Origin of the sequence: Stenotrophomonas sp. TWI273, from assembly GCF_039674765.1 — a bacterium.
Lineage (GTDB): Bacteria > Pseudomonadota > Gammaproteobacteria > Xanthomonadales > Xanthomonadaceae > Stenotrophomonas.
Genome location: NZ_JBDJOA010000006.1, coordinates 64,332 through 87,826 on the forward strand (window position 1 = coordinate 64,332; position 23,495 = coordinate 87,826).

22 protein-coding genes are annotated in these 23,495 nt (G+C 66.9%); 12 read left to right on the forward strand and 10 right to left on the reverse strand.

Going from position 1 to position 23,495, the window contains the following annotated elements; genetic code table 11:
* Positions 1 to 59: 59 nt before the first annotated feature.
* The 5 genes from ABE571_RS10145 (at position 60) to ABE571_RS10165 (ending at position 5,673) form a co-directional block, all read left to right on the forward strand.
* A complete protein-coding gene (locus tag ABE571_RS10145) occupies positions 60 to 1,313 on the forward strand; it encodes a sigma-70 family RNA polymerase sigma factor (protein WP_346464033.1) in 1,254 nt (417 codons plus the stop codon).
* Positions 1,314 to 1,382: 69 nt separating this feature from the next.
* Positions 1,383 to 3,032 carry a M28 family metallopeptidase gene (locus ABE571_RS10150; RefSeq protein ID WP_346464032.1) on the forward strand — a complete coding sequence of 550 codons (1,650 nt, stop codon included), beginning with the start codon at positions 1,383 to 1,385 and terminating at the stop codon, positions 3,030 to 3,032.
* A gap of 244 nt (positions 3,033 to 3,276) precedes the next feature.
* Positions 3,277 to 4,536 (forward strand): histidine kinase, encoded by a 1,260-nt coding sequence (locus tag ABE571_RS10155; RefSeq protein ID WP_313211748.1) that lies wholly within the window; start codon positions 3,277 to 3,279, stop codon positions 4,534 to 4,536.
* Positions 4,526 to 5,299, forward strand: a complete 774-nt coding sequence (locus tag ABE571_RS10160) for a LytTR family DNA-binding domain-containing protein (protein WP_313211749.1) — start codon at positions 4,526 to 4,528, stop codon at positions 5,297 to 5,299. Before ABE571_RS10155 ends, ABE571_RS10160 begins: the two co-directional genes overlap by 11 nt.
* A gap of 29 nt (positions 5,300 to 5,328) precedes the next feature.
* Positions 5,329 to 5,673 carry a hypothetical protein gene (locus ABE571_RS10165; RefSeq protein WP_313211750.1) on the forward strand — a complete coding sequence of 115 codons (345 nt, stop codon included), beginning with the start codon at positions 5,329 to 5,331 and terminating at the stop codon, positions 5,671 to 5,673.
* A 39-nt stretch (positions 5,674 to 5,712) separates the two neighbouring features.
* On the opposite strand, the gene ABE571_RS10170 is transcribed toward ABE571_RS10165, so the two are convergent.
* Positions 5,713 to 6,327 (reverse strand): hypothetical protein, encoded by a 615-nt coding sequence (locus ABE571_RS10170; protein WP_026070179.1) that lies wholly within the window; start codon positions 6,325 to 6,327, stop codon positions 5,713 to 5,715.
* Positions 6,328 to 6,645: 318 nt separating this feature from the next.
* Here ABE571_RS10170 and ABE571_RS10175 point away from each other — a divergent pair, with 318 nt between their 5' ends.
* Positions 6,646 to 7,563 carry an oxygenase MpaB family protein gene (locus ABE571_RS10175; protein WP_346493664.1) on the forward strand — a complete coding sequence of 306 codons (918 nt, stop codon included), beginning with the start codon at positions 6,646 to 6,648 and terminating at the stop codon, positions 7,561 to 7,563.
* A gap of 949 nt (positions 7,564 to 8,512) precedes the next feature.
* Here ABE571_RS10175 and ABE571_RS10180 read toward each other — a convergent pair.
* The gene (locus ABE571_RS10180; protein ID WP_346464031.1) at positions 8,513 to 10,633 is read right to left on the reverse strand and encodes a M13 family metallopeptidase; all 2,121 of its coding nucleotides are present in this window, start codon (positions 10,631 to 10,633) and stop codon (positions 8,513 to 8,515) included.
* A 306-nt stretch (positions 10,634 to 10,939) separates the two neighbouring features.
* On the opposite strand from ABE571_RS10180, the gene ABE571_RS10185 reads away from it, so the two are divergent.
* The gene (locus tag ABE571_RS10185; RefSeq protein ID WP_346483064.1) at positions 10,940 to 13,888 is read left to right on the forward strand and encodes an EAL domain-containing protein; all 2,949 of its coding nucleotides are present in this window, start codon (positions 10,940 to 10,942) and stop codon (positions 13,886 to 13,888) included.
* Between the two features lie 32 nt (positions 13,889 to 13,920).
* Here the strand turns inward: ABE571_RS10185 and ABE571_RS10190 are convergent, their stop codons facing one another.
* Positions 13,921 to 14,805 (reverse strand): LysR family transcriptional regulator, encoded by an 885-nt coding sequence (locus ABE571_RS10190; protein ID WP_313220066.1) that lies wholly within the window; start codon positions 14,803 to 14,805, stop codon positions 13,921 to 13,923.
* A gap of 99 nt (positions 14,806 to 14,904) precedes the next feature.
* Here ABE571_RS10190 and ABE571_RS10195 point away from each other — a divergent pair, with 99 nt between their 5' ends.
* Positions 14,905 to 15,714, forward strand: coding sequence for a class III extradiol ring-cleavage dioxygenase (locus ABE571_RS10195; protein WP_313211756.1), 810 nt, complete (start codon positions 14,905 to 14,907; stop codon positions 15,712 to 15,714).
* 131 nt (positions 15,715 to 15,845) lie between these two features.
* The gene (locus ABE571_RS10200) at positions 15,846 to 17,489 is read left to right on the forward strand and encodes a Na+/H+ antiporter (protein WP_121042433.1); all 1,644 of its coding nucleotides are present in this window, start codon (positions 15,846 to 15,848) and stop codon (positions 17,487 to 17,489) included.
* 167 nt (positions 17,490 to 17,656) lie between these two features.
* Here ABE571_RS10200 and ABE571_RS10205 read toward each other — a convergent pair whose 3' ends face one another.
* Positions 17,657 to 17,908: a DUF3297 family protein gene (locus tag ABE571_RS10205; RefSeq protein WP_259261709.1), complete on the reverse strand. Its 252-nt coding sequence runs from the start codon at positions 17,906 to 17,908 to the stop codon at positions 17,657 to 17,659.
* Positions 17,909 to 18,044: 136 nt separating this feature from the next.
* Here ABE571_RS10205 and ABE571_RS10210 point away from each other — a divergent pair, with 136 nt between their 5' ends.
* Entirely contained in the window at positions 18,045 to 18,587 is a 543-nt protein-coding gene (locus ABE571_RS10210) for a hypothetical protein (protein ID WP_313211759.1), read from the forward strand.
* Between the two features lie 42 nt (positions 18,588 to 18,629).
* Here ABE571_RS10210 and ABE571_RS10215 read toward each other — a convergent pair whose 3' ends face one another.
* The 5 genes from ABE571_RS10215 to msrB all read right to left on the reverse strand — a co-directional run bounded on the left by ABE571_RS10215 (position 18,630) and on the right by msrB (position 22,005).
* A complete protein-coding gene (locus ABE571_RS10215; RefSeq protein WP_313220064.1) occupies positions 18,630 to 18,905 on the reverse strand; it encodes a DUF4031 domain-containing protein in 276 nt (91 codons plus the stop codon).
* Positions 18,906 to 18,919: 14 nt separating this feature from the next.
* The gene (locus tag ABE571_RS10220; RefSeq protein ID WP_313211761.1) at positions 18,920 to 19,441 is read right to left on the reverse strand and encodes a hypothetical protein; all 522 of its coding nucleotides are present in this window, start codon (positions 19,439 to 19,441) and stop codon (positions 18,920 to 18,922) included.
* 193 nt (positions 19,442 to 19,634) lie between these two features.
* Positions 19,635 to 20,582, reverse strand: coding sequence for a flagellar motor protein MotB (gene motB / locus ABE571_RS10225; RefSeq protein ID WP_313211762.1), 948 nt, complete (start codon positions 20,580 to 20,582; stop codon positions 19,635 to 19,637).
* A gap of 9 nt (positions 20,583 to 20,591) precedes the next feature.
* Positions 20,592 to 21,446, reverse strand: coding sequence for a flagellar motor stator protein MotA (motA, locus tag ABE571_RS10230; protein WP_313211763.1), 855 nt, complete (start codon positions 21,444 to 21,446; stop codon positions 20,592 to 20,594).
* 91 nt (positions 21,447 to 21,537) lie between these two features.
* A complete protein-coding gene (gene msrB, locus ABE571_RS10235) occupies positions 21,538 to 22,005 on the reverse strand; it encodes a peptide-methionine (R)-S-oxide reductase MsrB (protein WP_313211764.1) in 468 nt (155 codons plus the stop codon).
* A gap of 127 nt (positions 22,006 to 22,132) precedes the next feature.
* On the opposite strand from msrB, the gene ABE571_RS10240 reads away from it, so the two are divergent.
* Complete coding sequence (locus ABE571_RS10240; protein ID WP_313211765.1) at positions 22,133 to 22,549, forward strand: classical arabinogalactan protein 4; 417 nt, start codon at positions 22,133 to 22,135, stop codon at positions 22,547 to 22,549.
* A gap of 173 nt (positions 22,550 to 22,722) precedes the next feature.
* Positions 22,723 to 22,893: a lana protein gene (locus ABE571_RS10245; protein ID WP_121042445.1), complete on the forward strand. Its 171-nt coding sequence runs from the start codon at positions 22,723 to 22,725 to the stop codon at positions 22,891 to 22,893.
* 86 nt (positions 22,894 to 22,979) lie between these two features.
* On the opposite strand, the gene ABE571_RS10250 is transcribed toward ABE571_RS10245, so the two are convergent.
* Complete coding sequence (locus ABE571_RS10250) at positions 22,980 to 23,459, reverse strand: Lrp/AsnC ligand binding domain-containing protein (protein WP_046272909.1); 480 nt, start codon at positions 23,457 to 23,459, stop codon at positions 22,980 to 22,982.
* Positions 23,460 to 23,495: the final 36 nt, after the last annotated feature.

Here is a 23,495-nt window from a genome sequence, read left to right on the forward strand (position 1 = left end):
GCGATGGCACGCCGCGGTGCGGCTTGTGCCCCGGCCGCGCTGGTGCTCTGATCGGCCGCATGGACACGGCACTGACGCAACGACTGGAGACGATCTGGCGCATGGAGTCGCCAGTGTTGACCGCCCGCCTGACCCGCCTGCTTGGCGGCGATGTCGGCCGTGCCGAAGAGCTGGTCCAGGACACCTGGCTGGCCGCGCTGGAGCGCTGGCCCCGCCAGGGGGTACCGGACAATCCCGGAGCGTGGCTGATGACCACCGCGCGCAACCGTGCCATCGATGTGCTGCGCCAGCACCGCCGCGTCGCCGGCCAGCATGCGCAGTACGGCAGTGAGCTGGAGCCACTGCCGTTGCCGGCGCCCGATGACAGCGGTGCGCTGGAAGACGACATCGGCGATGACCTGCTGCGGTTGATGTTCGTCGCCTGCCACCCAGTGCTGGCGGCCGATGCGCGCGTGGCATTGACGCTGCGGCTGCTTGGCGGGCTGACCACCGAGGAGATCGCGCGCGCCTTCCTCGCCCCGGAGCCGACCATTGCCCAGCGCATCGTACGCGCCAAACGCACGCTGGCGCAGAAGCAGGTGCCGTTCGAAGTGCCACGCCAGGCGGCGCTGCCGGAGCGGTTGGCCTCGGTGCTGGAGGTGGTCTACCTGATCTTCAACGAAGGCTATGCCGCCAGTGCCGGCGATGACTGGATGCGCCCGGCATTGTGCGATGAAGCGCTGCGGCTGGGCCGCGTGCTGGCCGGCCGGCTGCCGACCTGGCCGCAGGTGCAGGGTCTGCTCGCGTTGATGGAACTGCAGGCATCGCGCACCGCCGCGCGTGCGGATGCGACCGGCACACCGATCCTGCTGCCCGACCAGGACCGCACGCGCTGGGACTGGCTGCAGATCGCCCGTGGCCAGGCGGCCCTGCAGCAAGCGATTGCATTGGGCGGTGGCGACGACGCCTATGCACTGCAGGCGGCCATCGCCGAGTGCCATGCGCGCGCACGCCGCGCCGAAGACACCGACTGGGCGCGGATGACCGTGTTGTACGCGCGGCTGGCCCAGCGCCAGCCCTCGCCGGTGATCGCGCTGAACCACGCGGTCGCCTTGTCGCGGGCACAGGGTGCGGCCGCCGCATGGCCCCTGGTCGATGCGCTCGGGGACGATGCGCGGTTGCGCGACTACGCGCCGCTGGCCGCGGTGCAGGGTGATCTGTTGGCCCAGCTGGGCCGGCACGACGAAGCGCGCGCGGCCTTCGCGCGTGCAGCCGCACTGACCGCCAACGCACGTGAGAAGGTGCTGCTGCTGGCTCGCGCGGCCGCTGTGTAGACCGGCACTGCACCGCACGGCAGCTCTGGCCTACACTCGGGCGATTGTCGGTCAGTCATGAGGTGCAGCGTGAAGCGTGTGGTAATCAGCCTGTTGGCGTTGTCGGTGTCGTCGGCCTTGATGGCCGCCACTCCCAAATTCGATGGCGCGCGGATATCCGCCGACGTCAAGGAACTGGCGTCGGATGCCTATGAAGGCCGCTCGCCGGCCACGGCCGGTGAAGAGAAGACCATTGCGTTCCTGAGCAAGCAGTTCGCAGCGGCGGGCCTGCAGCCGGGCGGCGACCTCAAGGATGGCAAGCGCCTGTGGACCCAGGCCGTGCCGCTGCTCAAGGGCGATATCGTCGGCACCCCGAGCCTCTCGCTGAGCAGCAAAGGCACGCCGCAGACGCTGAGCCAGGGCAAGGAAATCGCCGTGCGTGCCGCCATGAACGGTGCCAGCGAAGTGGACATCAAGAACGCGCCGCTGGTCTTCCTCGGCTACGGCGTCAAGGCCGGCGAGCGCAACTGGGACGATTTCAAGGGCGTGGACCTGAAGGGCAAGATCGCGGTCGTGCTGATCAACGATCCGGACTTCGAAACCGGCCAGGGCGATTTCGACGGCAAGGGCATGACCTACTACGGCCGTTGGACCTACAAGTACGAAGAAGGCGCGCGCCAGGGCGCCCTCGGCGTGCTGATCGTGCACGAGACCGCACCGGCCTCGTATGGCTGGGCCACCGTGGCCGGTTCCAACACCAACACCATGTTCGACGTGGTCCGCGACAATCCGGCCGACGCGCATCCGCTGCTGGAAGGCTGGATCCAGCGCGATCTGGCGGTGGAACTGTTCAAGCGCTCCGGCCTGGATTTCGAGGCGCTCAAGAAGCAGGCGCAAACCCGTGACTTCAAGCCGGTCGAGCTGAAGGGCGAGACCTTCTCGGCCAAGTACGCGGTCAAGACCGAGGTGATCACCTCGCACAACGTGGCCGCGCGCCTGGAAGGCAGCACGCATCCGGATGAGACCGTGATCTACAGCGCGCACTGGGATCACATCGGGGTGGGCAAGCCGGACGCGAACGGTGACACCATCTTCAACGGTGCGCTGGACAACGCCAGCGGCACCGCCTCGCTGGTCGAACTGGCCCGCGGCTTCGCCAAGGCCAAGCGCCCGGAGCGTTCGGTGCTGTTCCTGGCCGTCACCGCCGAGGAAAAGGGCCTGCTCGGCTCGGAGTACTACGCCACCCACCCGCTGTATCCGCTGGGCAAGACCGTGGCGCTGATCAACATGGATGGCATGGCGCCCTTCAGTCCCTCGCGTGACTTCGGCATCTACGGCTCGGCCAAGCTGGAACTGCTGGACCAGCTCAAGGACGTCGCCAAGGGCTGGGACATCCGCTATACGCCGGATCCCAAGCCGGAAGCCGGCCTGTTCTTCCGCTCCGATCACTTCCCGTTCGCCAAGCGTGGCGTGCCGGCGGTGTCGTACTCGGCGGGCCAGGATTGGGTGGAAGGCGGCGTCGCCGCTGGCAAGGCGGCGTCGGATGACTACACCGCCAAGCGCTATCACCAGCAGGGGGACGAATGGCAGCCGGACTGGACCTTCGCCGGTGCCTCGCGCGATCTGGAAGTGCTGTACACGCTGGGCAACCAGCTGGCCAATTCGCGCGCCTGGCCGAACTGGAGTGAAGATTCCCAGTTCCGCGCCCCGCGTGATGCCAGCGCCGCCGAGCGAAAATAAGACCGCGTCCGGCCGGCACGCCGGCCGGACCCCGCTGTAGAGCCACGCCATGCGTGGCTTCGCGGTCTCGAACCCAGACGTAGAGCCACGCCATGCGTGGCTTCGCGGTCCCGGAAGAAAGCCAGCCACCCATGGGGTGGCTCTACACCGCTTCGTCCCACCATTCCCCGCCTTCGTCGCATGCCGCTTGTTCCCGCTGGCGGCAGGGCTATGCTCGCCTCACTCCCTATGTGATGACGCCGCCGTGTTCGCCAGCCTCTCCCTGATTCTCCGCATTCTGTTGGCCTGGGCCGCCGCCATCGTGGTGGCGGGGTTCGTCTGGAGTGGCTTCTTCCACGGCATGGACGAAGGTCCCGGCTGGGTGTTCGGCTTGCTGGCCCTGTTCGTGATGGTGACCGCCCTGGGCAGCTGCATTGCCCATATCCGCCGGGTCCAGCACGCAGCCGGGCGCCTGGACGCGGCCACCCTGTCCAGCCGCCAGCGGCGCCAGATCGAGGTCCCCATGGATGCGGGCCCCGCCTTCGCCTTGGTCGAAGCGGCCATCGCCGAGCTGCCGCGGGTGGAAGATATCGAAAGCGCTCCGGGCAGCCTGCAGGTCCGTGCCTACGTACGCCGCGTGGACACCTACAACGGCCGCCCACCGTCGCGCTGGAACCTGCCTGCGCGGCTGGCGATAAAGCGCAACAGCGTGCTCGCCACGGTCACGCCGGGGCAGGGCACCAGCAGCGTGACGCTGCTGTTCGAGCCCGACGCCGGCGTCTGGGCGGACCTGCTGGCGGTGGACGAAGGCAGCAACCATGAAAACGCCGAAGCGGTAAGCCGTGCGATCACCCGCCGGGTGGCCGAGCAGCGCCGCGACGAACAGGCCGCCGCCGAACAGACCGCGACCGAGAAGGAACTCTCGGTGGCCAGACTCAACCTGCTGCATGCCCAGGTCGAGCCGCACTTCCTCTACAACACCCTGGCCAACGCGCAGGTGCTGACCCGCACTGATCCGCCGCGCGCGGACCAGATGCTGGGGCACCTGATCCAGTACCTGCGCAGCTCGCTGCCCAGCGTGGATGAATCGATGTCCACCCTGGGGGTGGAGCTGGAGCGCACCCAGGCCTACCTGGAAATCCTCAAGATCCGCATGGGCGCACGCCTGGCCCTGCAGGTGGATGTGCCGCCGGCGCTGACCAGCGTGCCGCTGCCCTCGATGGCCCTGCAGACCCTGGTCGAGAATGCGATCAAACACGGGCTGGAACCCAAGCCGGGCGGTGGCACGGTATGGATCATCGCGCGCGCTTTCGAGGACCATGTCACCCTCACCGTGGCCGACGATGGCCTCGGTTTCGGGCAGGGCACCAGCGGTACCGGGATCGGCCTGAAGAACCTGCGCGAGCGCCTGCGCCTGACCTGCGGTGAGCGCGCCGGGGTGGCCATCGTGTCCAATTTCCCCAGCGGCGTGGCGGCGACGATCACCCTGCCGCGCGATGCCCGGGAGGCGATCCATGCAGCTTGATGCACTCATTGCCGAAGACGAAGACCTGCTGCGGCAGTCATTGGTCGCCCAGCTGCAGCGGCTATGGCCGGAGCTGCGGCTGGTGGCCGAATGCGAGGATGGCGCCAGCGCGCTGGAGCGCCTGGCCGAGCTGAAGCCGGATCTGGCCCTGCTCGACATCCGCATGCCGGGCATCACCGGCATCGAGGTGGCCCGCGCGCTGCCCGAGATCAGCCCGCGCACCCAGGTGGTGTTCGTCACCGCCTACGACCAGTACGCCATCGATGCCTTCGAACAGGGCGCGATCGACTACCTGCTCAAGCCGGTCAGCGATGAGCGTCTGCTCGCCACGCGTGAGCGCATTCTGGCGCGCATGCAGCTGGGCCGGCCGGACAGCGGCATGCTGGAACAACTGCTGCAGCGCCTGGGCCAGCAGCCCGCCGCCGCCTCAAGCGCGCCGCCGTTGGCCTGGATCACGGCCAGCAACGGGCGCGACACCCAGCTGATCATGCTCGAAGACGTGATCTACTTCCGTGCCGACAGCAAATACACCACCGTGGTCACCGAGCAGGGTGAAAGCCTGCTGCGCACCTCGCTGCGCGAACTGCTCGACGCGCTCGATCCGCAACGGTTCCGCCAGATCCACCGTTCCACCATCGTCAACATGAAAGCGGTCGCCGCGGTCACCCGCGATGACACCGGCCGCGGCCAGCTGCGCTTGAAGCACCGCGCCGAAGTGCTCAACGTCAGCCAGCCCTTCATGAGTCTGTTCCGCGGGATGTAAGACGCCTTTTCTTTTGTCGGGAGCCTGCCATGCGTATCGCCGTTGTCGCCAGTCTCTGCGTGCTGGTGCTGGCTGCCTGCCAGCAATCGAGCAACACCTCCGTCACCCGCATCCGCGCCAATGGCGTGGATGCGCTGTACAGCAAGACCACGGTCGACAACGGGGTGGCCAGCTTCGACTGCATCGCCAGCAGCAGTGGTCACTGCCACTACCTGGTGCTGGATGCGCGCTGCGGGAAGGACAAGGACTGCGCCTATCCGCCCCTGCACCGGCTGTCGGTGGCAGTCGGCAAGACCGAGCAGATGGCGGGGTTGCCGGCTGGCTTCCAGCACTGCGTCAGCGCGGTCCAGAAAGAACAATGCCACCGTGAGTGATCACGGTGGCATCGTGGCTCCCCCCGCGTTTCAGTAGGGTCAGAACGCCGGTTGCAGATGCAGGTTGGTTCCGTTGGGCTGCTCGCCCACGTGGTTGAGCTGGCCGACCAGTTCGGTGTGCTGCTTCATCCGGCCGATCTCGCGCATGATGCGGATATCCTCATGGCGCAGTTCGCGCTTGGCGCTCACGGCCTGCTTGTAGTCCAGCACTTCCGGATAGTGCTGGGCCATATCCAGCGCTTCGGCCACGCACTCCACCGTATCGGCATCGGAGGTGATCCGGGCGCGGCTGTTGAAGGCCTTCATCCAGCGCTCGAAGCCGGCGGTGTGATCGAACATGTTGGCCATGAACCAGATCACGAACAGGATCGACACCCATGAGCCGAACACGATCACCACGCGGGTGAAGGTGATATGGAAGTCATCCTTCCACAGGTAGTTGCTGATCAGGCCGAGGATCAGCAGCGAGGATGCCTGCCACCCGACGATCGAGGCCATCAGCCATTGGCCCTTGGCCTTGGCGAGCACCGCGACTTCCTCGCGGATCTGCTGTTCACTCTTGTTACGCCAATGCGCGACCTGTTTTTCGAACGGGCTGCTGTACAGCTCGTTGTCCTGCAACAGCAAACCCAAACCTTTGAACAAAGCGATCATGACGAGCTCCTTCTGGAACGTGCGGCAGCGCATTGGACGACGTTGTGGCACGTCCAGTTCTAGCACTTTCACGGCGCTTGGCAATGGGCAAAGCGCAAAGATCCGGCGTCATTCCTGCCTGAATGGGCAAACTCGCAGCGGATTTGCGCACTGCGGCACGTAAATCACCGGGTAAATAGCCTGTGGACGCCGGTTCCCATGCTGCAGTTGCACAATGCGCGGGCCCAGCGCGACGGTGCCCTCGCCAGCCCCGGCGGTATCACGCAGAATTGACGCATCCGCGCGAAACGCCGGCCCGCTCCGCCCTCGGTACTGTTGATGTCTTCCCTGCTGCGTTCGCTTGCCCGCCCCGCCACTGCCCCGATCCGCCGCTGGGTACTGGGTGCTTTCCCCCGCGGCCAGAGTGGGATCGATTACGACCATCCCCTGGGCGACCCCGGCTGGTTCGGCCCGGACAGCATCACCTGGCGCGTGCACTCGGAATTTCCCGGGATGCTTGCCGGCGGCCTGTGCGCGCTGATGCTGCAGACCCTGCATCCGCTGGCGCTGGCCGGCGTGTACGACCACTCCAATTTCCGCGATGACCTGGTCGGCCGCCTGCGCCGAACCACCGCGTTTGTCGCCGGCACCACGTACGCACCGGCCGCGGAAGTCGAGGCGTTGATCGCCAAGGTGACCCGCATCCACGCGCAGGTGCGCGGGCACACGGCCGACGGCCGCGCGTATTCCGCGGACGATCCCGCCTTGCTGACCTGGGTACACGTGACCGAGGCCTATGGTTTCCTGCAGGGCTGCCGGCGCTATTGCCGCGACGTCCCGGGCGCCATCGCCGATCAGTATTACCGCGAGTACAAGCGCGTGGCCGAAGCACTCGGCGCCACCGATGTGCCGGCGTCGGAAGCGGAGGTCGACGCGTACTTCGCACAACAGCAATCGGCGCTGGTGTTCGATGCGCGCTCGCGCGAGGTGCTGGCGGTGTTGTCCGGCATCCGCTTGCCGGTGCCGATGGCGGGACTGTCGCGCGAGCTGTTCCTGGGTGCCGGCGCGGCGCTGTTGCCGGACTGGGCGACGACGATGCTGGCGCGCACGCCCATGCAACGTGCGCAGTCGCGTGCCTCTGCGGTGATGCTGAAGGGCATGGCGCCACTGTTCCGGCGTGCACTGCAGGATGGCCTGGCGACGCGCGCATGCACGCGGATGGGCGTTGCTGCCAGCGTGCTTGCTGATTGGCCTTGAAGCGGTGAATCGCGAGTGCCTGTGTCCGATGGTTGGGTCGGGCACGCATAGGCTTCCGGGACCCGCTGCAAGTACGTCCCTGTAAGCTCGAATGCCGCCATCCATGGCGGCATACGGTCCCTCCAGCCTACACGTGCCCGCCCCCTGACAATTGGCCGGTGGCCATGCTGAGATCAAAGGCCAGTAAGCGGAGCTGAGCGGCATCGCGGAGCAGCAGCGCTAAGAGGCAGACTCAGTAGCAGTGCCAACCAGTGGATCAGAGTGGCGATACTAAACAGCTAAACAGCTAAACAGCTAAACAGCTAAACAGCTAAACAGCTGAACAGCTGAACGGCAAAGCGGCACAGAACTGCAGAAGTGCGGTGCAACAAAGCGCGAGCAGCAGAGCGGGAGCAGCAAAGCTGAGCGGCAGAGCACAGCGCAGCAGCAGAGCACAGCAGCAGAGCACAGCGCAGCAGCAGAGCACAGCGCAGCAGCAGAGCACAGCGCAGCAGCAGAGCAAAGCAGCAGAGCAAAGCAGCAGAGCAAAGCAGCAGAGCAAAGCAGCAGAGCGTCACTGTGTTGCTCCACGAAGCCGAGTAGCAAAGCTACAGATCGAAGCGGGCCAGCGAAACAAACCCAATCACTGCCACAGCCGCGGAGCCGGGGACCGCTTTTCCCTTGCGCACCAGCCCATTGTCAAAGGGTGGGCATGGGTGGGGTGGCGGGACCGTATGCCGCCATGGATGGCGGCATACGAGCTTACATGGACGTACTTGCAGCGGGTCCCGACACCCCGCCCATGCCCGCCCAAGCCAGAGCAGCCGCAAACCCCAGCCGTTGCTCTGCTCCAGCTCTTCAGCTCTTCAGCTCTGAAGCTCTGAAGCTCTGAAGCTCTGAAGCTCTACGACAAAAAAAACGGGCGCCGAAGCGCCCGTTCTTTCATCTCAGCAAAACGTGATGAAAAACCTCACCACACCTTGACCCGCTTCTCCGGCGCCAGATACAGCTTCTGGCCTTCCTTCACCTCGAAGGCCGGATACCACGCATCCAGATTGCGCACCGTCAACGCACGGAACTGGCCCGGCGCATGCACGTTCGTCAACAGCGAATTGCGCAGCGCCTGCTCACGCGCCTTGCTGCGCCACGCCTGCGCAAAGCCCAGGAAGAACCGCTGATCCGGCGTGAAGCCCTCCAGCGTCTGGCCCGGCTTGCCCTGCAACGACAACTGATACGCATCGTAGGCCGTCGACAGACCCGCCACGTCCGCAATGTTCTCGCCCAGCGTCAAACGACCATTCACCGACACCCCCGGGAACGGACTGTAGCTGCTGAACTGCGCCGCCAGCGCATCACCGGCCGCGTTGAACTTCTTCAGATCTTCCGCCGTCCACCAGTTCTGCAGCTTGCCCGTCTCATCGAACAGCGCACCGGCGTTGTCGAAGCCGTGGCTGATCTCATGGCCGATCACCGCACCGATCGCACCGTAGTTCACCGCATCATCGGCCGCACCATCGAAGAACGGCGGCTGCAGGATCGCAGCCGGGAACACCAGACGGTTTTCCAGCGGCACGTTCATCGCATTGATGGTCTGCGGCAGCATCGCCCACTCGCTGTGGTCCACCGGCTTGCCCAGCTTGGCGATGTTGCGGCGGTACTCGAACAGCTCGGCACGCTCGGCATTGCCCAGCGCGTCATCGCGCTTGATCTCCAGGCCCGTGTAATCGCGCCATGTGTCCGGGTAGCCCATACCCACGGTCAGGCCATCGACCTTGGCTTTGGCACGCGCCTTGGTCTGCGGCGACATCCATTCCAGCGCATCGATGCGCTTGGCGAACGCGGCAATGATGTTCTTGGCCATCTCGTCCGCACGGGCCTTGGTGGCCGGGTCGAAATGACGCTCGACGTACAGCTTGCCGATCGCTTCGCCGACCGCATGGTTGCTGTCATCCACCGCACGCTTCCAGCGCTCGCTCTGCTGCGGGGTGCCGTTGAGCGTGGTGCCGTGGAAGGCGAAGCGCGCATCGGCGAACGACTTGGGCAGGTACGGGGCGGCGCGGTCCAGTGCATGGAAGGCCAGGTAGTCCTTCCAGACCTCCAGCGGCTCGGTCGCGACCAGGCGCGAAATGCCGGCCACGGCCTTGGGCTGCCACACGATGAAGTCCTGCTGGGCGTCCAGGCCGGCCGAGGCCAGGAAAGCGCTCCAGTCCATGCCCGGCGCCTTGGCGCTCAGGTCGGCCTGCTTCCAGGCATTGGCGCCCTTGGCGACGTCGTTGGTGTCTTCCTGGGTGGCGTGGGCCTGGGCGATCTTGGTCTCCAGCGCGAGGATGCGCTGGGCCTTGGCCGCCGGATCGGCGACGCCGGCCAGCTGCAGCACCTGGGCGATATACGCCTGGTACTGCTTGCGGATCTCGGCCATGCGGCCGCCCTGCAGGTAGAAGTCGCGGTCCGGCAGGCCCAGGCCGCCCTGCACCAGGTACGGCGCGGTGCGGTCCGGCTGCAGCAGATCCACCGAGACCCACACACCGAACAGGCGGTCGGTGTAGAAGTTGGTGGCGTTGAGCAGGTCCACATCGGCGCGCAGGGTGCCGCCCAGCGCGGTGGCCAGCGCGGCCTTGTCGCTGATCCCGGCGATGGCGTCCAGCGCTGGTTTGACCGGGGCGGCACCGCGTGACTCGATGCCGGTCTCGTCCATGAAGGCGGCGTAGTAATCGCCGATCAACCTGGTCTCGCCCTCGGCCTTGGTATCGGCCGCGGCGCCTTCGAGGATCGCGCGGGTGTCGGCCAGGGTCTTTTCGGAAATGACGTTGAAGCTGCCGTAGCTGGAACGGTCGGCCGGGATCTCGGTGTTCTTGACCCAGGTGCCGTTGGCGAAGCCGAAGAAGTCATCGCCGGCGGCGATGCTGCGGTCCATGCCGGCGGCGTCGAAGCCGAAACTGCCAAGCTGCGGCTTGGGCGCGGCCGGTTCGGCCGGAGCGGCTTCGGGCGCGGCCGCGGCCGGCGCAGTCGCCTGGCGGTCACAGGCGGCCAGGCTCAGCGACAGGCTGGCGGCAATGGCGAGCATCAGGGTGGGGCGGCGCAGCTTGGACATTGAGCTTCTCTGCAACGGAAACATCCAAGTCTAATCCTGTCCCGGGCGCACGGTTATGCCGGCTTCGGCGGCATCGGGTACCGGATCTGCCCGTCCCCGGATTCACCGAGGTGAACGCACCGCTGCGGTGCTTCCCGTCCTGCGCGTGCTCGTGCATGCTGGCGCGGCACGGATTCCGCGCGCGCCCCGTCGGCGCCCGCGTGACGATCAAGGCGTCAAGAATCCCGGGCAGCGGCCGCTCAGGTTTGGGGAAACCAGGAAGCGTTTACAGATGAAGTCAGCCTGTCGTTCGGGAAAAGGGTTGCGATGCCCGCGTTGAACCGTGCCCTGGCGCGGCCACTGCGGACCTTCGTATGGCTGGGGGTTTGCCTGGGTGCGCTGCTGGCTGCCGGGCTGGTGGCCACGCTGGTCAATGATGGCCAGCGCCGACAGGAAGCCGCGCAGCGCCAGAGCTCGGCGCTGGCGACCGGTGCCCAGCGCCTGCTGCGGCTGGAGCTGCGCAATCTGGAGCGGGTGATGCAGGGCATTTCCCGGGATGGTGCGCTGCTGTTCCAGCGCGTGCCGGCGCAAGCCCCTGATCTGCTCGACGCCAGCATCACCGGCGCGCTGCAGCGGCATGCCGAACTGCACAGCATCGTGGTGGTCGACCAGTACGGGCGCGCCCTGACCAGTGGCAGCGGCGACCTGCAGCTGCCGCTGTGGGCGGTGGATGACAACCGCGGGCAGGGCAGCCAGGTGTTCCTTGGCCCACCCCAAGCGCTGGATGCCGCGCAGTGGATCCTGCCGCTGGCGCTGCCCATGGGCGGCGACCGCTGGCTGCTGGCACGGCTGCGCACGGCCGAACTGCAGTCGATCATCGGCGGCATGGACACCGGCGATGCCGGGGTGATCTCCATCACCGACCCGCATGGCTATGTGTTGGCGCGCAGTCCGGACCCGGCCGGGGTGGTGGGGCGTCGTTTCGGCCTGGCCAAGCGCGAGCTGCTGCGCCGAGACGCGTTGACGCCGCTGGGGACCGAGATCAGCGCGGTCGATGGCATAGAACGGATTTCCAGCCTCAGCACGCTGGCGCAGTACCCGCTGGCGGTCTACGCCGGGCTGGGCCGGCGCGATGTGCTGGCAGCGTGGTGGCCGTATGTGCAGGCCTCGATCGGCGTCTATCTGCTGTACTGGGCGCTGTTCGGCGCGGTGTATGTGAGCCTGCGCCGTGCCACCCGCGATCAGGACACGCTGAGCGAGGAGCTGCGCACCGGCCATGCCGAACTGCGCATGGCGCACCAGGTTGGCAAGGTCTGCACTTGGTACGTGGATGAGGATGCCTGCCTGTTGCGCTGGTCACCGCTGGCGCGTGAGATTTTCGGCATCGACATCGAGAGCCTGCCGGTCGCCGACTTCTTCGCGCGCGTGCACCACGAAGACACCGTACGCATGCAGCAGGCCTTCGACGCCGCATTTGCCGGCAGCGGCGTGCTCGATGAAATGTTCCGCCTGGTGTTGCCCGGGGGCGCGATCCGCTGGGTGTCCGCGCGTGGCCAGCGGGTGGCGGTGGTGGACCGCGAGCGCCGCATGATCGGGGCATTGACCGATGTCAGCGAGCGGGTGGATGCGCTGGCCCGGGTGCAGCAGGCCGAACGGCAGTTCCGGCTGCTGTTCGACCGCAACCCGGCGCCGTTCTGGGTGTTCGATCCGGACACGCTGCGCTTCCTGGAAGTCAACGAAGCGGCGGTGCGCCAGTACGGCTACAGCCGCGATGAATTCCTGGCGATGAGCATCCTGGATATCCGCCCGCGCGAAGGCTGGGAGGAGATCCGCGGGGCGATCGCCCAGGCCCGCATCGGCGACGTGCAGGATGCGCAGGTGCGCCTGCACCAGCGCAAGGACGGCACCGTGTTCGAGGTCCGTGCGCATCTGGCCCGGCTGGATTTCGATGGGCGCCAGGCCTGCCTGGTGCTGGCCGAGGACGTCAGCGAGCGGCTGGCCTACGAGCGCGACCTGGCGTATCACGCCACCCACAACCCGGCGACCGGCCTGCTCAATACGCGTGCGCTGGCCGCGCAGCTGGACGAGGAGGGCGGGGCGTACACCATTGCCTACGTGCAGTTCCGTGGCCTGCAGCTGGTCGCCGATACGCTCGGCCGGGAGGTCGGCGACGTGGTGCTGCAGGCGATGGCCAAGCGCCTGGGCGGGCTCGGCGTGCGCTATGGGCTGCTGGCCTTCCAGCCGGCCGAGGATTTCATTTTCGCCATCCGCGACGACCATCAGCGCCAGACCGCGCTGGACACCCTGGTGCAGACCGTCTCCGAGCCGGTGCGCGGGCAGGATTGGCTGCACCAGTTCGAGCCGCGCATTGGCGTGGCGGTCAAGGCCGACGCCGACACCAGCACCGCCGAGCAGGTGATCGGCATGGCCGCGCAGGCCGCGCATGCGGCGCGCGACGAAGGCAACGTGATCGCCTGGTATGACACCACCGTGAGTTCGCGCTTGTCCGAACGCCTGCGCCTGGCTGGGCGCATCCACAGCGCGATCGATACCGAGTTCGAGCTGTACTACCAGCCGATCTGCCACGCAGGCGACAGCAGCCCGGCCGCGCTGGAAGCCCTGCTGCGCTGGCCGCAGGCCGACGGCAGTTTCATTCCACCGGGTGAGTTCATCCAGCTGTGCGAAGACACCGGCCTGATCCTGGCGCTGGGCCGCTGGGTGATCCGCGCCGCCGCGCAGGCACAGCGGCAGCTGGTCGATGCCGGCTGGGACCTGCCGATCGCGGTGAATGTCTCGGCGGTGCAATTCTTCAACAGCGACCTGGTGGCCGAGTTCACCCGTGCCAGCCAGGAGTTCGGGCTGGCCCGCGGTGCGCTGCAGGTCGAGCTGACCGAGAGCAGCCTGATGCGCAAGCCCGGCCAGGCCAAGCAGACCATGCAGCGCCTGCATGAGCAGGGCATCTGCATCTCGCTGGACGACTTCGGTACCGGCTATTCGAACATGTCCTACCTGCAGCATCTGCCGCTGGACATCCTCAAGATCGACCGCAGCTTCGTGGCGGACGTGGAAACCAATCCACGCAATGCCTCCATCTGCCGTGCACTGCTGTCACTGGGGCACAGCATGGGCCTGACCATCATCGCCGAAGGCGTGGAGACCCCCGGGCAGCATCAGTGGTTGGCCGCGCACGGCTGTGACCAGGTGCAGGGCTATCTGCTGGGCCGACCGATGCCGCTGGCCAGGGTGATCGCGCAGTTGGATGCGGTGGAGGCGTAGTTCGCCGGGCGCTGCCCGGCCGCCGCCACGCGTCATCCGCCCAGCGCTTCCACCAGGTAGTCGATGAAGCTGCGCACCTTCGGCGCCAGATGGCTGCGGCTGGTGTACACCGCATGGATGCCGATGCCCGGCACCGCCCACGCGGGCAGTACCCGCTCCAGTCGACCCTCGGCGATCGCCTCGGCCACCAGGAAGTCCGGCTGCACGATGATGCCCATGCCGGCGATGGCCGCTTCGCGCAGCACGTCGCCATTGTTGGCACGCACACCGCCACGTACCGGCACGGAGACCTCCCCGCGTGGCCCCTGCAGCTGCCACGCATCCCCGCCGCCCCAGTAGCTGTACTGCAGGCATTCGTGCGCGGAGAGATCTTCGGGTTGCTGCGGCCGGCCATGCGCATCCAGATACGCCGGCGCCGCGCACAGGCTGATCTGCGCGTCCGCCAGCTTGCGCGCGATCAGTGCCGGGCCGGGCTGGCGGGTGATGCGGATCGCCACGTCGTAGCCTTCTTCGACCATGTCCACCAGGCGGTCGGACAGCGACAGGTCCAGTTCCACCTGCGGGTAGCGCGCGCGATAGCCGGCCAGCAGTGGGCCCAGCCGGGCGATGCCATAGCTGACCGGCGCGTTGATGCGCAGCCGCCCGGAGGGCTCCAGGGCCTGCGCGCTGATGCCGGCCTCCAGCGCATCGAACTCGGCCAGCAGCCGCACGCACTCGGCGTAATAGGCCGCGCCCGTGCTGGTCGGGCTCACGCGGCGGGTCGTACGGTTGAGCAGCCGGGTCGAGAGGCGCTTTTCCAGCGCCGCGATCTGTCGGGTCACCCCGGCGGTGGACAGGTCCAGGGCCTGCGCGGCGGCACTGAAGCCGTTGCGCTCGACCACGGCGACAAACACACGCATGGCATCCAGAGTGTCCATTGTTTCTCTTTCAGAAATAAACAGCGTCGATGCATCGTATTTATTGGCAAGGCGGCGCGCAATAAGCTCAGGGCCGTCGTAGCGCTACTGGAGTCCGTGATGTCCCGATTGCCCTCCCTGTACATCTCCCATGGCTCGCCGATGACCGCGCTCAACCCCGGTCTGGTCGGTGAGCGCCTGGCGGCCCTGGCCGCGCGCCTGCCGCGACCGCGCGCGATCGTCATGGCCTCGGCGCACTGGCTGACCCATCAACCCGTGGTCGGCGGGCATGCCCAGCCACCGACCATCCATGATTTCGGCGGTTTTCCGCAGGCGCTGTTCGATCTGCAGTACCCGGCACCGGGCGACCCCGCGCTGGCGCAGGAGATCGCGCAGCGGCTGACCGCGGCCGGCCTGCCGACCGCGATCGACCCGCAGCGCGGTCTCGACCACGGTGCCTGGGTGCCGCTGCGTTTTCTGTACCCGCAGGCGGAGATCCCGGTCGTGCCGCTGGCGATCCAGCCGTTGCTTGGGCCGGCCCATCAGTTTGCGCTGGGTCGCGCGCTGGCGCCGCTGCGCGAGCAGGGCGTGCTGGTGATCGGCTCGGGCAGCATCACCCACAACCTGCACGATTGGCGCAGCTACCAGGACGGCAAGGAAGCGCCGTATGTGCGGCCCTTCATCGAGTGGGTGGAGCAGCGCCTGCAGGCCGATGACAGTGCCGCCTTGCTGGACTACCGCCGGCAGGCCCCGTACGCCGTGCAGGCGCACCCCAGCGACGAGCATCTGCAGCCGCTGCACGTCGCGATGGGCGCGGCCGGTGGCGAGGCGCTCGGTGCGCAGCGCATCGATGCCGGGATCGATGCCGGCTTCCTGGCGATGGACATCTATCGCTTCGACGGTGCCGACGTACAGCAGCGCGCCGCATGAGCGCCGTGCTGTCCGCGAACTGAGCCTGGCGCGCCCCGCGCATTCGCGCGGCGGCGCACGTGTGGTACGTTTTTTCCTGTTTCCGGCGCCGGCTGCCTGCAGCCTCCCCCGCGCTGCTTACTGGAAAATGCATGCATACCATTGAAGTCGTCCTGGCGATGCTGGTGGCGGTGGTCGCCAGCGGCTACCTGGTCCGCGTATTGCCGTTGTCGCTGCCGCTGCCGCTGGTGCAGATCGGGCTGGGCGCGGTCATTGCGGGGGTGTTCAACCGCGGCCACGCGCTGGAGCCGGAGATGTTCTTCCTGCTGTTCCTGCCGCCGCTGCTGTTCCTGGATGGCTGGCGCATCCCCAAGCAGGGCCTGTTCCGCGATAAAGGCGTGATCCTGGAACTGGCCTTCGGGCTGGTGGTGTTCACCGTCATCGGGGCCGGGTTCCTGATCCACTGGATGATCCCGGTGATGCCGCTGGCGGTGGCGTTCGCCCTGGCCGCGATCATCTCGCCGACCGACCCGGTGGCGGTCAGTTCGATCGCCTCGCGCGCGCCGATCCCCAAGCGGCTGATGCACATCCTGGAAGGCGAGTCGCTGCTCAACGATGCCTCCGGCCTGGTCTGCTTCCGCTTCGCGGTGGCGGCGGTGATGACCGGCTCGTTCTCGCTGGCGACGGCCTCGCTGACGTTCCTGTGGGTGGCGGTGGCCGGGCTGGCGATCGGTGTCGCGGTGACGCTGGGCGTGTCCACCTTCCAGCGCTGGCTGTGGCGGCGCTTCGGCGAGGAGCCGGGCGCGGCGCTGCTGGTCAACCTGTTGATTCCCTTCGCGGCCTACCTGCTGGCCGAAGAGTTCAACGCCTCGGGCATCCTCTCGGCAGTCGCCGCGGGCATCACGATGAGCTATGTGGAACTGAGCGGTCGGGTGTCGGGCAGCATGCGCGTGCAGCGCACTGCCGTGTGGAACATGCTGCAGTTCAGCTTCAACGGCATCATGTTCGTGCTGCTCGGCGAGCAGCTGCCCGGCATCGTGGAGCGCGCGATCAAGACGGTCAGCGAGAGCGGGCACCACAGCGCGTGGTGGCTGCTGGTCTATGTGGTGGTGATCAATCTGGCGCTGGTGCTGCTGCGCCTGGCCTGGGTATGGCTGTCGCTGCGCTGGAGCCTGCTGCGCGCGCGCCATCGTGGCGAGGCCCGGCAGGGCACGTCCTGGCGGATCGTGGTGGCGACCTCGGTGGCTGGCGTGCGCGGGGCGATCACCCTGGCCGGCGTGCTGACGCTGCCGCTGTTCCTGCCCGATGGCAGCGCCTTCCCGGCGCGCGATCTGGTGATCTTCCTGGCCGCGGCGGTGATCCTGATCTCGCTGGTCGGTGCCAGCATCGCGCTGCCCCGCCTGCTCAAAGGGCTGGAACTGCCGGCCGATTCGGGCGAACGCAAGGAAGAGGATCTTGCCCGCAAGCTGGCCGCCAAGGCCGCGCTGGCCGGCGTGGAGCGCACGCGCCAGCAGCTGGTGCAGAACCAGACCACCGAGAACGTGCAGCTCTACAACGACGCCGCCTCACGGGTGAGCCTGCTGTACCAGCGCAACCTGGAGAAGGACGCCGGGCCGGATGCCGATCCGGACAAGGTGAAGCGGATGGAGCAGGGCTACCGCCAACTGCGCACCGCCGGGCTCACCGCCGAGCGCGAAGAACTGTTCCGCCTGACCCGGCGTGGCAAGATCTCCGACGAGATCTCGCGCCGGCTGATCCGCAATCTGGATCTGCTGGAGACGCGGCAACGCGATTGAGGTCGCACCGTGTCACGGGTAGAGCCACCCCATGGGTGGCTGCGCGGACCCATTGAAACCCACGCGTCGGGGACGAAGGGCAGCCACCCATGGGGTGGCTCTACCCCGGCACACGTGGATCAGGCGCCGCCGGCACACGTGGATCAGGCGTCGCCGGCGCACGTGGATCAGGCGTCCGGCTTCTGATCCAGGAAATAGGCCACCACGGTGCCCTTGATCTTGATCGTCATCGGGTTGCCGCGGCGGTCGCGGGCCTTGCCGGCCTGCACGCGGATCCAGCCTTCGCTGACCGAATACTCTTCAACGTTGTCGCGCTCGACATCGTTGAAACGGATGCCCACGCCGCGCTCCAGCGCAGCAGCATCGTGGAAGGGGCTGGTCGGGTTGATCGCCAGGTGATCGGGAGGGGTATCGCTCATGGTCACAGGATGCTGACGACCACCAAGGCCGCCTTCTGCCGTACAGGATAAACCGCAGCGGGCCCTGCGCCGAATTTCGCTTCCTGCCAACGCCCTTGCACGGCAGAATGCGCCCCTGTCTCCAGGAATACCGGCCATGCCCGACAACAGCGATTATTTCGACTTCGAAGAAGAGGAACGCGATTTCGACGAGGACGATTTCGAGGCGCGGATCTGGAATCTGTTCGTGCTGATCAACCCGGGCGATGAAGAACTGGCCCTGCAGCAGTTCAACCGCTGGCGCGAGGCGCTGCTGGAGAGCGGCGAAGGCATCGATGAGGATGCCGACTGGCTGCCGCCGATGATGGCGGCGATCGCCTGGCAGTCCGGGTTCGAGGTGGAGCGCAGCGATGCCGATGCACTGATGTCGGCGGTGAACGAGCTGTCCGCGCGCTGGAATCTGCAGATCGACTGGGGCGGCGACCTGGACGATGAGGATTTCGCCGCCGAGGTGGATGCCCCGATGCTGATGGCCACCGCCCATGACCGCCTGCGCGAGCACAACTACGCGCTGTGGAGCGTGGATACCGGCAATGACACGCTGGCCGGGTGGGTGGCGCTGAACCGCGATGACGATGCGATGCTGGCGCTGTGCTCGCTGCTGGGCGTGGAAGTGCGGCCGGGCAGCGATCCGTTCTGAGGGCGCGATTGCGGTCTGCGTGTGCCGACCAACGGTCGGCACCTACGCCTGATACTGCTCGCGCGCGTTCGAGATCACGGCTTTGACCAGCGCACGGTCCGTATGCCGTGAGATGGCCCGTGCGCCCAAGGCGATTGCCTGCAGGCGCAACGGGGCGGGCACGTCGTAGTGCGCGCCGCTGCGGCGGTTCTGGAACGCCCGCCGCGGAATCCCGAGCTGCGCCGCCATGGCGTGCAGCTCGGGCAGGGTATCGGCCATCAGATGCGCCCAGCGCTCGCCGCGCCAGGGATGTACCGCATCGTCGATATAGACCGTCACCGGATCGCCGTGGCTCAGGCCTGCGGCTTGTCGTCGCTGGCGGCCGGGGTGGCGTCGGCGGCGGCATCGGTGCCGGCCTCGTCTGCCACCGGGGCGTCTTCGCTGGCGTCGGCAGCGGTTTCAGCGGTTTCGGCGTCTTCGCCTTCTTCGCCTTCCACGCCTTCAAACTCGGAGACCAGCTGGGTCAGGTACTCGTCGGCGGTCTTGCCTTCGTCGGCGGCCAGGTCGTCGATCAGCTGCTGCAGCTGGCTCGAGTATTCCAGGTTGACCTTGCGGCCTTCCTTCTCCTGGACGTTGGACAGGTGCTTGAGCATGGCCAGCATCGGGACCGGGTTGTCGGCGTTGCCCATGGTCTGGCCGCCAATGGCCAGCAGCCATTCGGTGCCCTGCAGGCCGATCGCAGCGACGACCTGACCTTCTTCGTTGGTCAGCACGGCATGGTTCTGCACCGGCTGCTGGGCGTTGAGGCGGTTGATCGGACGCTTGGGCTGCTGCTTCTTGCGCTTGTCGCGCTTGGCCTTGGACTGCTTGGACATGAGTGCGGTCTATCTACAAAAGGGAAGACCCATTGTAGTGCCGGCCGCTGGCCGGCTCCACGCATTCCGTGAAGGGCGCATATCCCCGGCCGCTGGCCGGCTCCACGCATTCCGTGAAGGGCGCATATCCCCGGCCGCTGGCCGGCTCCACGGATTCCCTGAATTCCCTCTGCAGCCGCCGCCGCCGCGCCCCTTAAGGCGCGACAGCCGGCGCAAGCGTCGCCTGGATATCGGCGTCGGCAGCGGTGGGCGACAGCGCCACTTCCTGCCCGGCACCGGCCAGGGCCGCCGCTTCGGCCGCCTTGGTCATCACCACGATGCTGATCCGGCGGTTGATCGGGTTGTCCGGCTGGGTCCGGTCGAACAGCACCGAGGAGGACAGGCCGACCACGCGGGTCACCTTGTCTTCGGTCATGCCGCCATCCAGCAGGGCCCGCCGGGCGGCGTTGGCGCGGTCGGCGCTGAGCTCCCAGTTGCTGTAGCCATGGGCCGCGTTGTAGGCGGTGATGTCGGTATGGCCGGTGATGCTGATCCGGTTCGGCACGTGGTTGATGAACTGCGACAGCTCGCGCAGGATCTCGCGCGTATACGGCTTGAGCGAGGCGCTGCCCATGTCGAACATCGGGCGGTTCTGCTTGTCCACGATCTGGATGCGCAGGCCTTCGGGGGTGAGGTCGAGCAGCAGCTGGTCCTTGAACGGCTCCAGCGCCTGGCTCTTGCTGATCGCTTCTTCCAGCTCCTGCTTGAGCGCTTCGAGCTGGCGTTTTTCGCGCTCGCGCTCGTCCTGCTGCGGCACCGGCCTGGAGGCCTGCTGGTTCTGGAAGGGATCGTTGCTGTTGCCGCGCGAGATGTCGGTCGCGCCGCCCAGCTTGATCATCGAGGTACTGGCGCCGCCCGGGCCGGCCATGCCCGGGGCCGGGGTGGAACTGCTGCCGGCCAGCGGGCTGGGGTTGCGGAAGTACTCGGAGATTGCCGCGCGCTCCGGCTTGCTGGTGGCGGCCATCAGCCACAGCACCAGGAAGAAGGCCATCATCGCGGTCACGAAGTCGGCATAGGCCACTTTCCAGGCACCGCCATGGTGCGCGGCATGCCCGGCCTTCTTGACCCGGCGGACGATGACGGTGGGTTTGGTCTCGGCCATGGCGCTGCCTTACTTGACCGTCTTGAGGTGCTGTTCGAACTCGCTGAAGCCCGGGCGCACGTTGGACGGCAGGGTCTTGCGGGCGAATTCCAGCGCGATCTTCGGGTTGTAGCCGCGCAGGCAGGCCAGCAGGGCGGTCTTCACCGATTCGTAGATGCGTGCGTCCTGTTCGGCGCGCGCTTCCACGGCCGAGGCCAGCGGGCCGACGAAGCCATAGGCCAGCAGGATGCCCAGGAAGGTGCCGACCAGCGCGCCGGCGACGTGCGCGCCGACTTCCGTGATTTCCCCGCCGATCGAGCCCATGGTGATCACGATGCCCAGCACCGCGGCGACGATGCCGAAGCCGGGCAGGCCGTCGGCGACCTTGTTGAGCACCGCGGCCGGCTGCATCGCCTCGCCGTGGTGCTTCTCCAGCTCCATCTCCAGCAGCGGTTCCAGCTCGTGCGGCTCGATGTTGCTGCCGATCATCAGGCGCAGACAATCGGTGATGAAGTCGACCAGGTGATGGTCGGCCTGCACCTTGGGGTAATTGGCGAAGATGCTGCTCTCGGCCGGGCGCTCGACGTGGTCTTCCAGCGCCATGAAGCCTTCGCGGCGCGCCTTGTTGAGCAGTTCGTAGAGCAGGCTCAGGACGTCGATGTAGTCCTGCTGCTTGTAGCGCGGCCCCTTGAACACGCCCACGGTGGCCTTCAGGGTCTGCTTCACGGTTTTGACCGGGGTGCCGACCAGGAACGCACCCAGCGCCGCACCGCCGATGATCACCAGTTCATAGGGCTGCCACAGCGCGCCGAGTTTGCCGTGCGCCCCCACGTAACCGCCGAGCACGCTGAGGATGACGACGAGAAGTCCAACGATGATGAGCATGGGGCCGACGCGGGAAGGGGATACCTCCATGTCGGCCCCTTCACACCCTTTCTGAAGGGGGGTGTTCGCTCGATGTCACACTTTTCCGGATTCAGGCGGCCGGCTCGGCTTCCGCACCCCCGCGCTGCAACGGATCCGGATAGGCCTGCCCGTTGGGCGTGAACGACAGCGAGACCGAGTTCAGGCAGTGGCGCTCATGGGTCGGCGGCGGGCCATCCGGGAAAACATGGCCGAGATGGCTGTCACACCGCGCACAGACGATCTCGGTGCGGACCATGCCATGGCTGGCGTCGCGGATCTCGCGGACATGCGCCGGGTCGAAGGGCGCGAAGAAGCTCGGCCAGCCGGTGCCGGAGTCGAACTTGGTGCTGGAGCGGAACAGCGGCAGGCCGCACAACCGGCAGCCGTAGACCCCGTCCTGCTTGTTGTCCAGGAAGACCCCGCAGAACGGCGCCTCGGTGCCGTGATGCAGCAGCACGCGCTGCTCATCGGCGCTGAGGCCGGCCACCAAGGCCTGGCGCTGGGCGTCGGTGGGCGGGGAAAGGTCGAAAGCTGTCATAAACATTCCCTATTGATGTGGTACGTAGATTGGGCTGTTGCCTGTAGAGGTTCAAGCCGGGGCATTCATCGTGCTGATACCCATGGCGGCGCATGGTGAAGACCTGAACCGCCGCCGGGAGATCGCCATGTACCGCCCACGTCGCCTCGCCGCTGCCTTGCTGGTGCTGCTGCCGTTGACCGCGGCCGCGCAGATCGGCCCGCCGCCCACGCCCACCGCGACGCGGCCGGTGGTCACGCCGCAGCGCGCGCCACAGCCCCCGGCCGTGCAACCGGTGCCGGTCGACAGCCTGTCCGACAGGATGGCCCCGGTGAAGTCGTCCTCGCAGACCCAGCAGCAGCTGCGCACGCACCCGATCCAAAGCAAAGGCCCCGCGCAGCCCGCACCGCTGCAGGGCCCGGCCGTGCAGAGCAAGGTCTACGACCGCCACGGCCGGATCATTCCGGGGGTCAAGCAGGTAGGCCCGAACCGCGTGCTCGATACCCGCACCGGCCGCTATTACGACGCCGTCCCCAGCGCTGACGGCCAACAGATCAAGCCCTGACTCCCGGGGTGGCAGGCGGGCAACATGAATGGTTTACATCGCCGCCCGCGCAGTCATCCCCGTCAACGCAAGGCCTCACTGTTTTTTCGCCTGTGATTAACCGGATCGGCGGGACCCTGTACCCGCGCCGCAACACAGCGCATCCCCCGAGGTTTTTCGAGAAGAGTGCAATCATGGCTAACCAGCAGAACCGCAGTCCCGGCAAGACGCCGCAGGAGCAGCAGGGCAGTCAGCAACAGAACCAGAAGCCCGGCCAGCAGAACCAGCAGCAGTGGGACCAGCAGAATCAGAAGGGCGGCAAGCAGCAGGACCAGAAGCATCAGGACCAGAAACAGCAGCGCTGATGCGCTTGGCGCAATGAACAAGGGCGGTGCGCACATGCGCGCCGCCTTTTTGCGTTTCAGCCACGCCACTCAGTCACGCGACCGGATCAATCTGGAATCGGCAGGGTCAAGGTCTCCTTGACCTCTTCCATCACTATGTAGCTCTTGGATTCGCGCACGTGCGGCAAGGTCAACAAGGTGCTGCCCAGCAGCTTGCGGTACGAGGCCATCTCGCTGATGCGGGCCTTGAGCAGGTAGTCGAAATCGCCCGAGACCAGATGGCATTCCAGCACATTGGGCAGCTTCAACGCCGCGCGCCGGAACTCTTCAAAGATGTCGCCGGATTTGTAGGCCAGGCTGATCTCCACGAACACCAGCAGGCTGGCCTTGAGGTAATGCGGATCAAGCTTGGCGTAGTAGCCGGTGATGGCCCCGTCGCGCTCCAGCCGGCGGACGCGCTCGGTGCACGGCGTGGTCGACAGCCCGACCCGCTCGCCCAGTTCGGTGAAGGAGATCCGACCCTCGGCCTGCAGGATGCGCAGGATCTTGCGGTCGATCTTGTCCAGTTCACGGGCACGCGTGGCCATCGGCGTCAGCCTCTCAAGGATGTTCGCGAGACAATA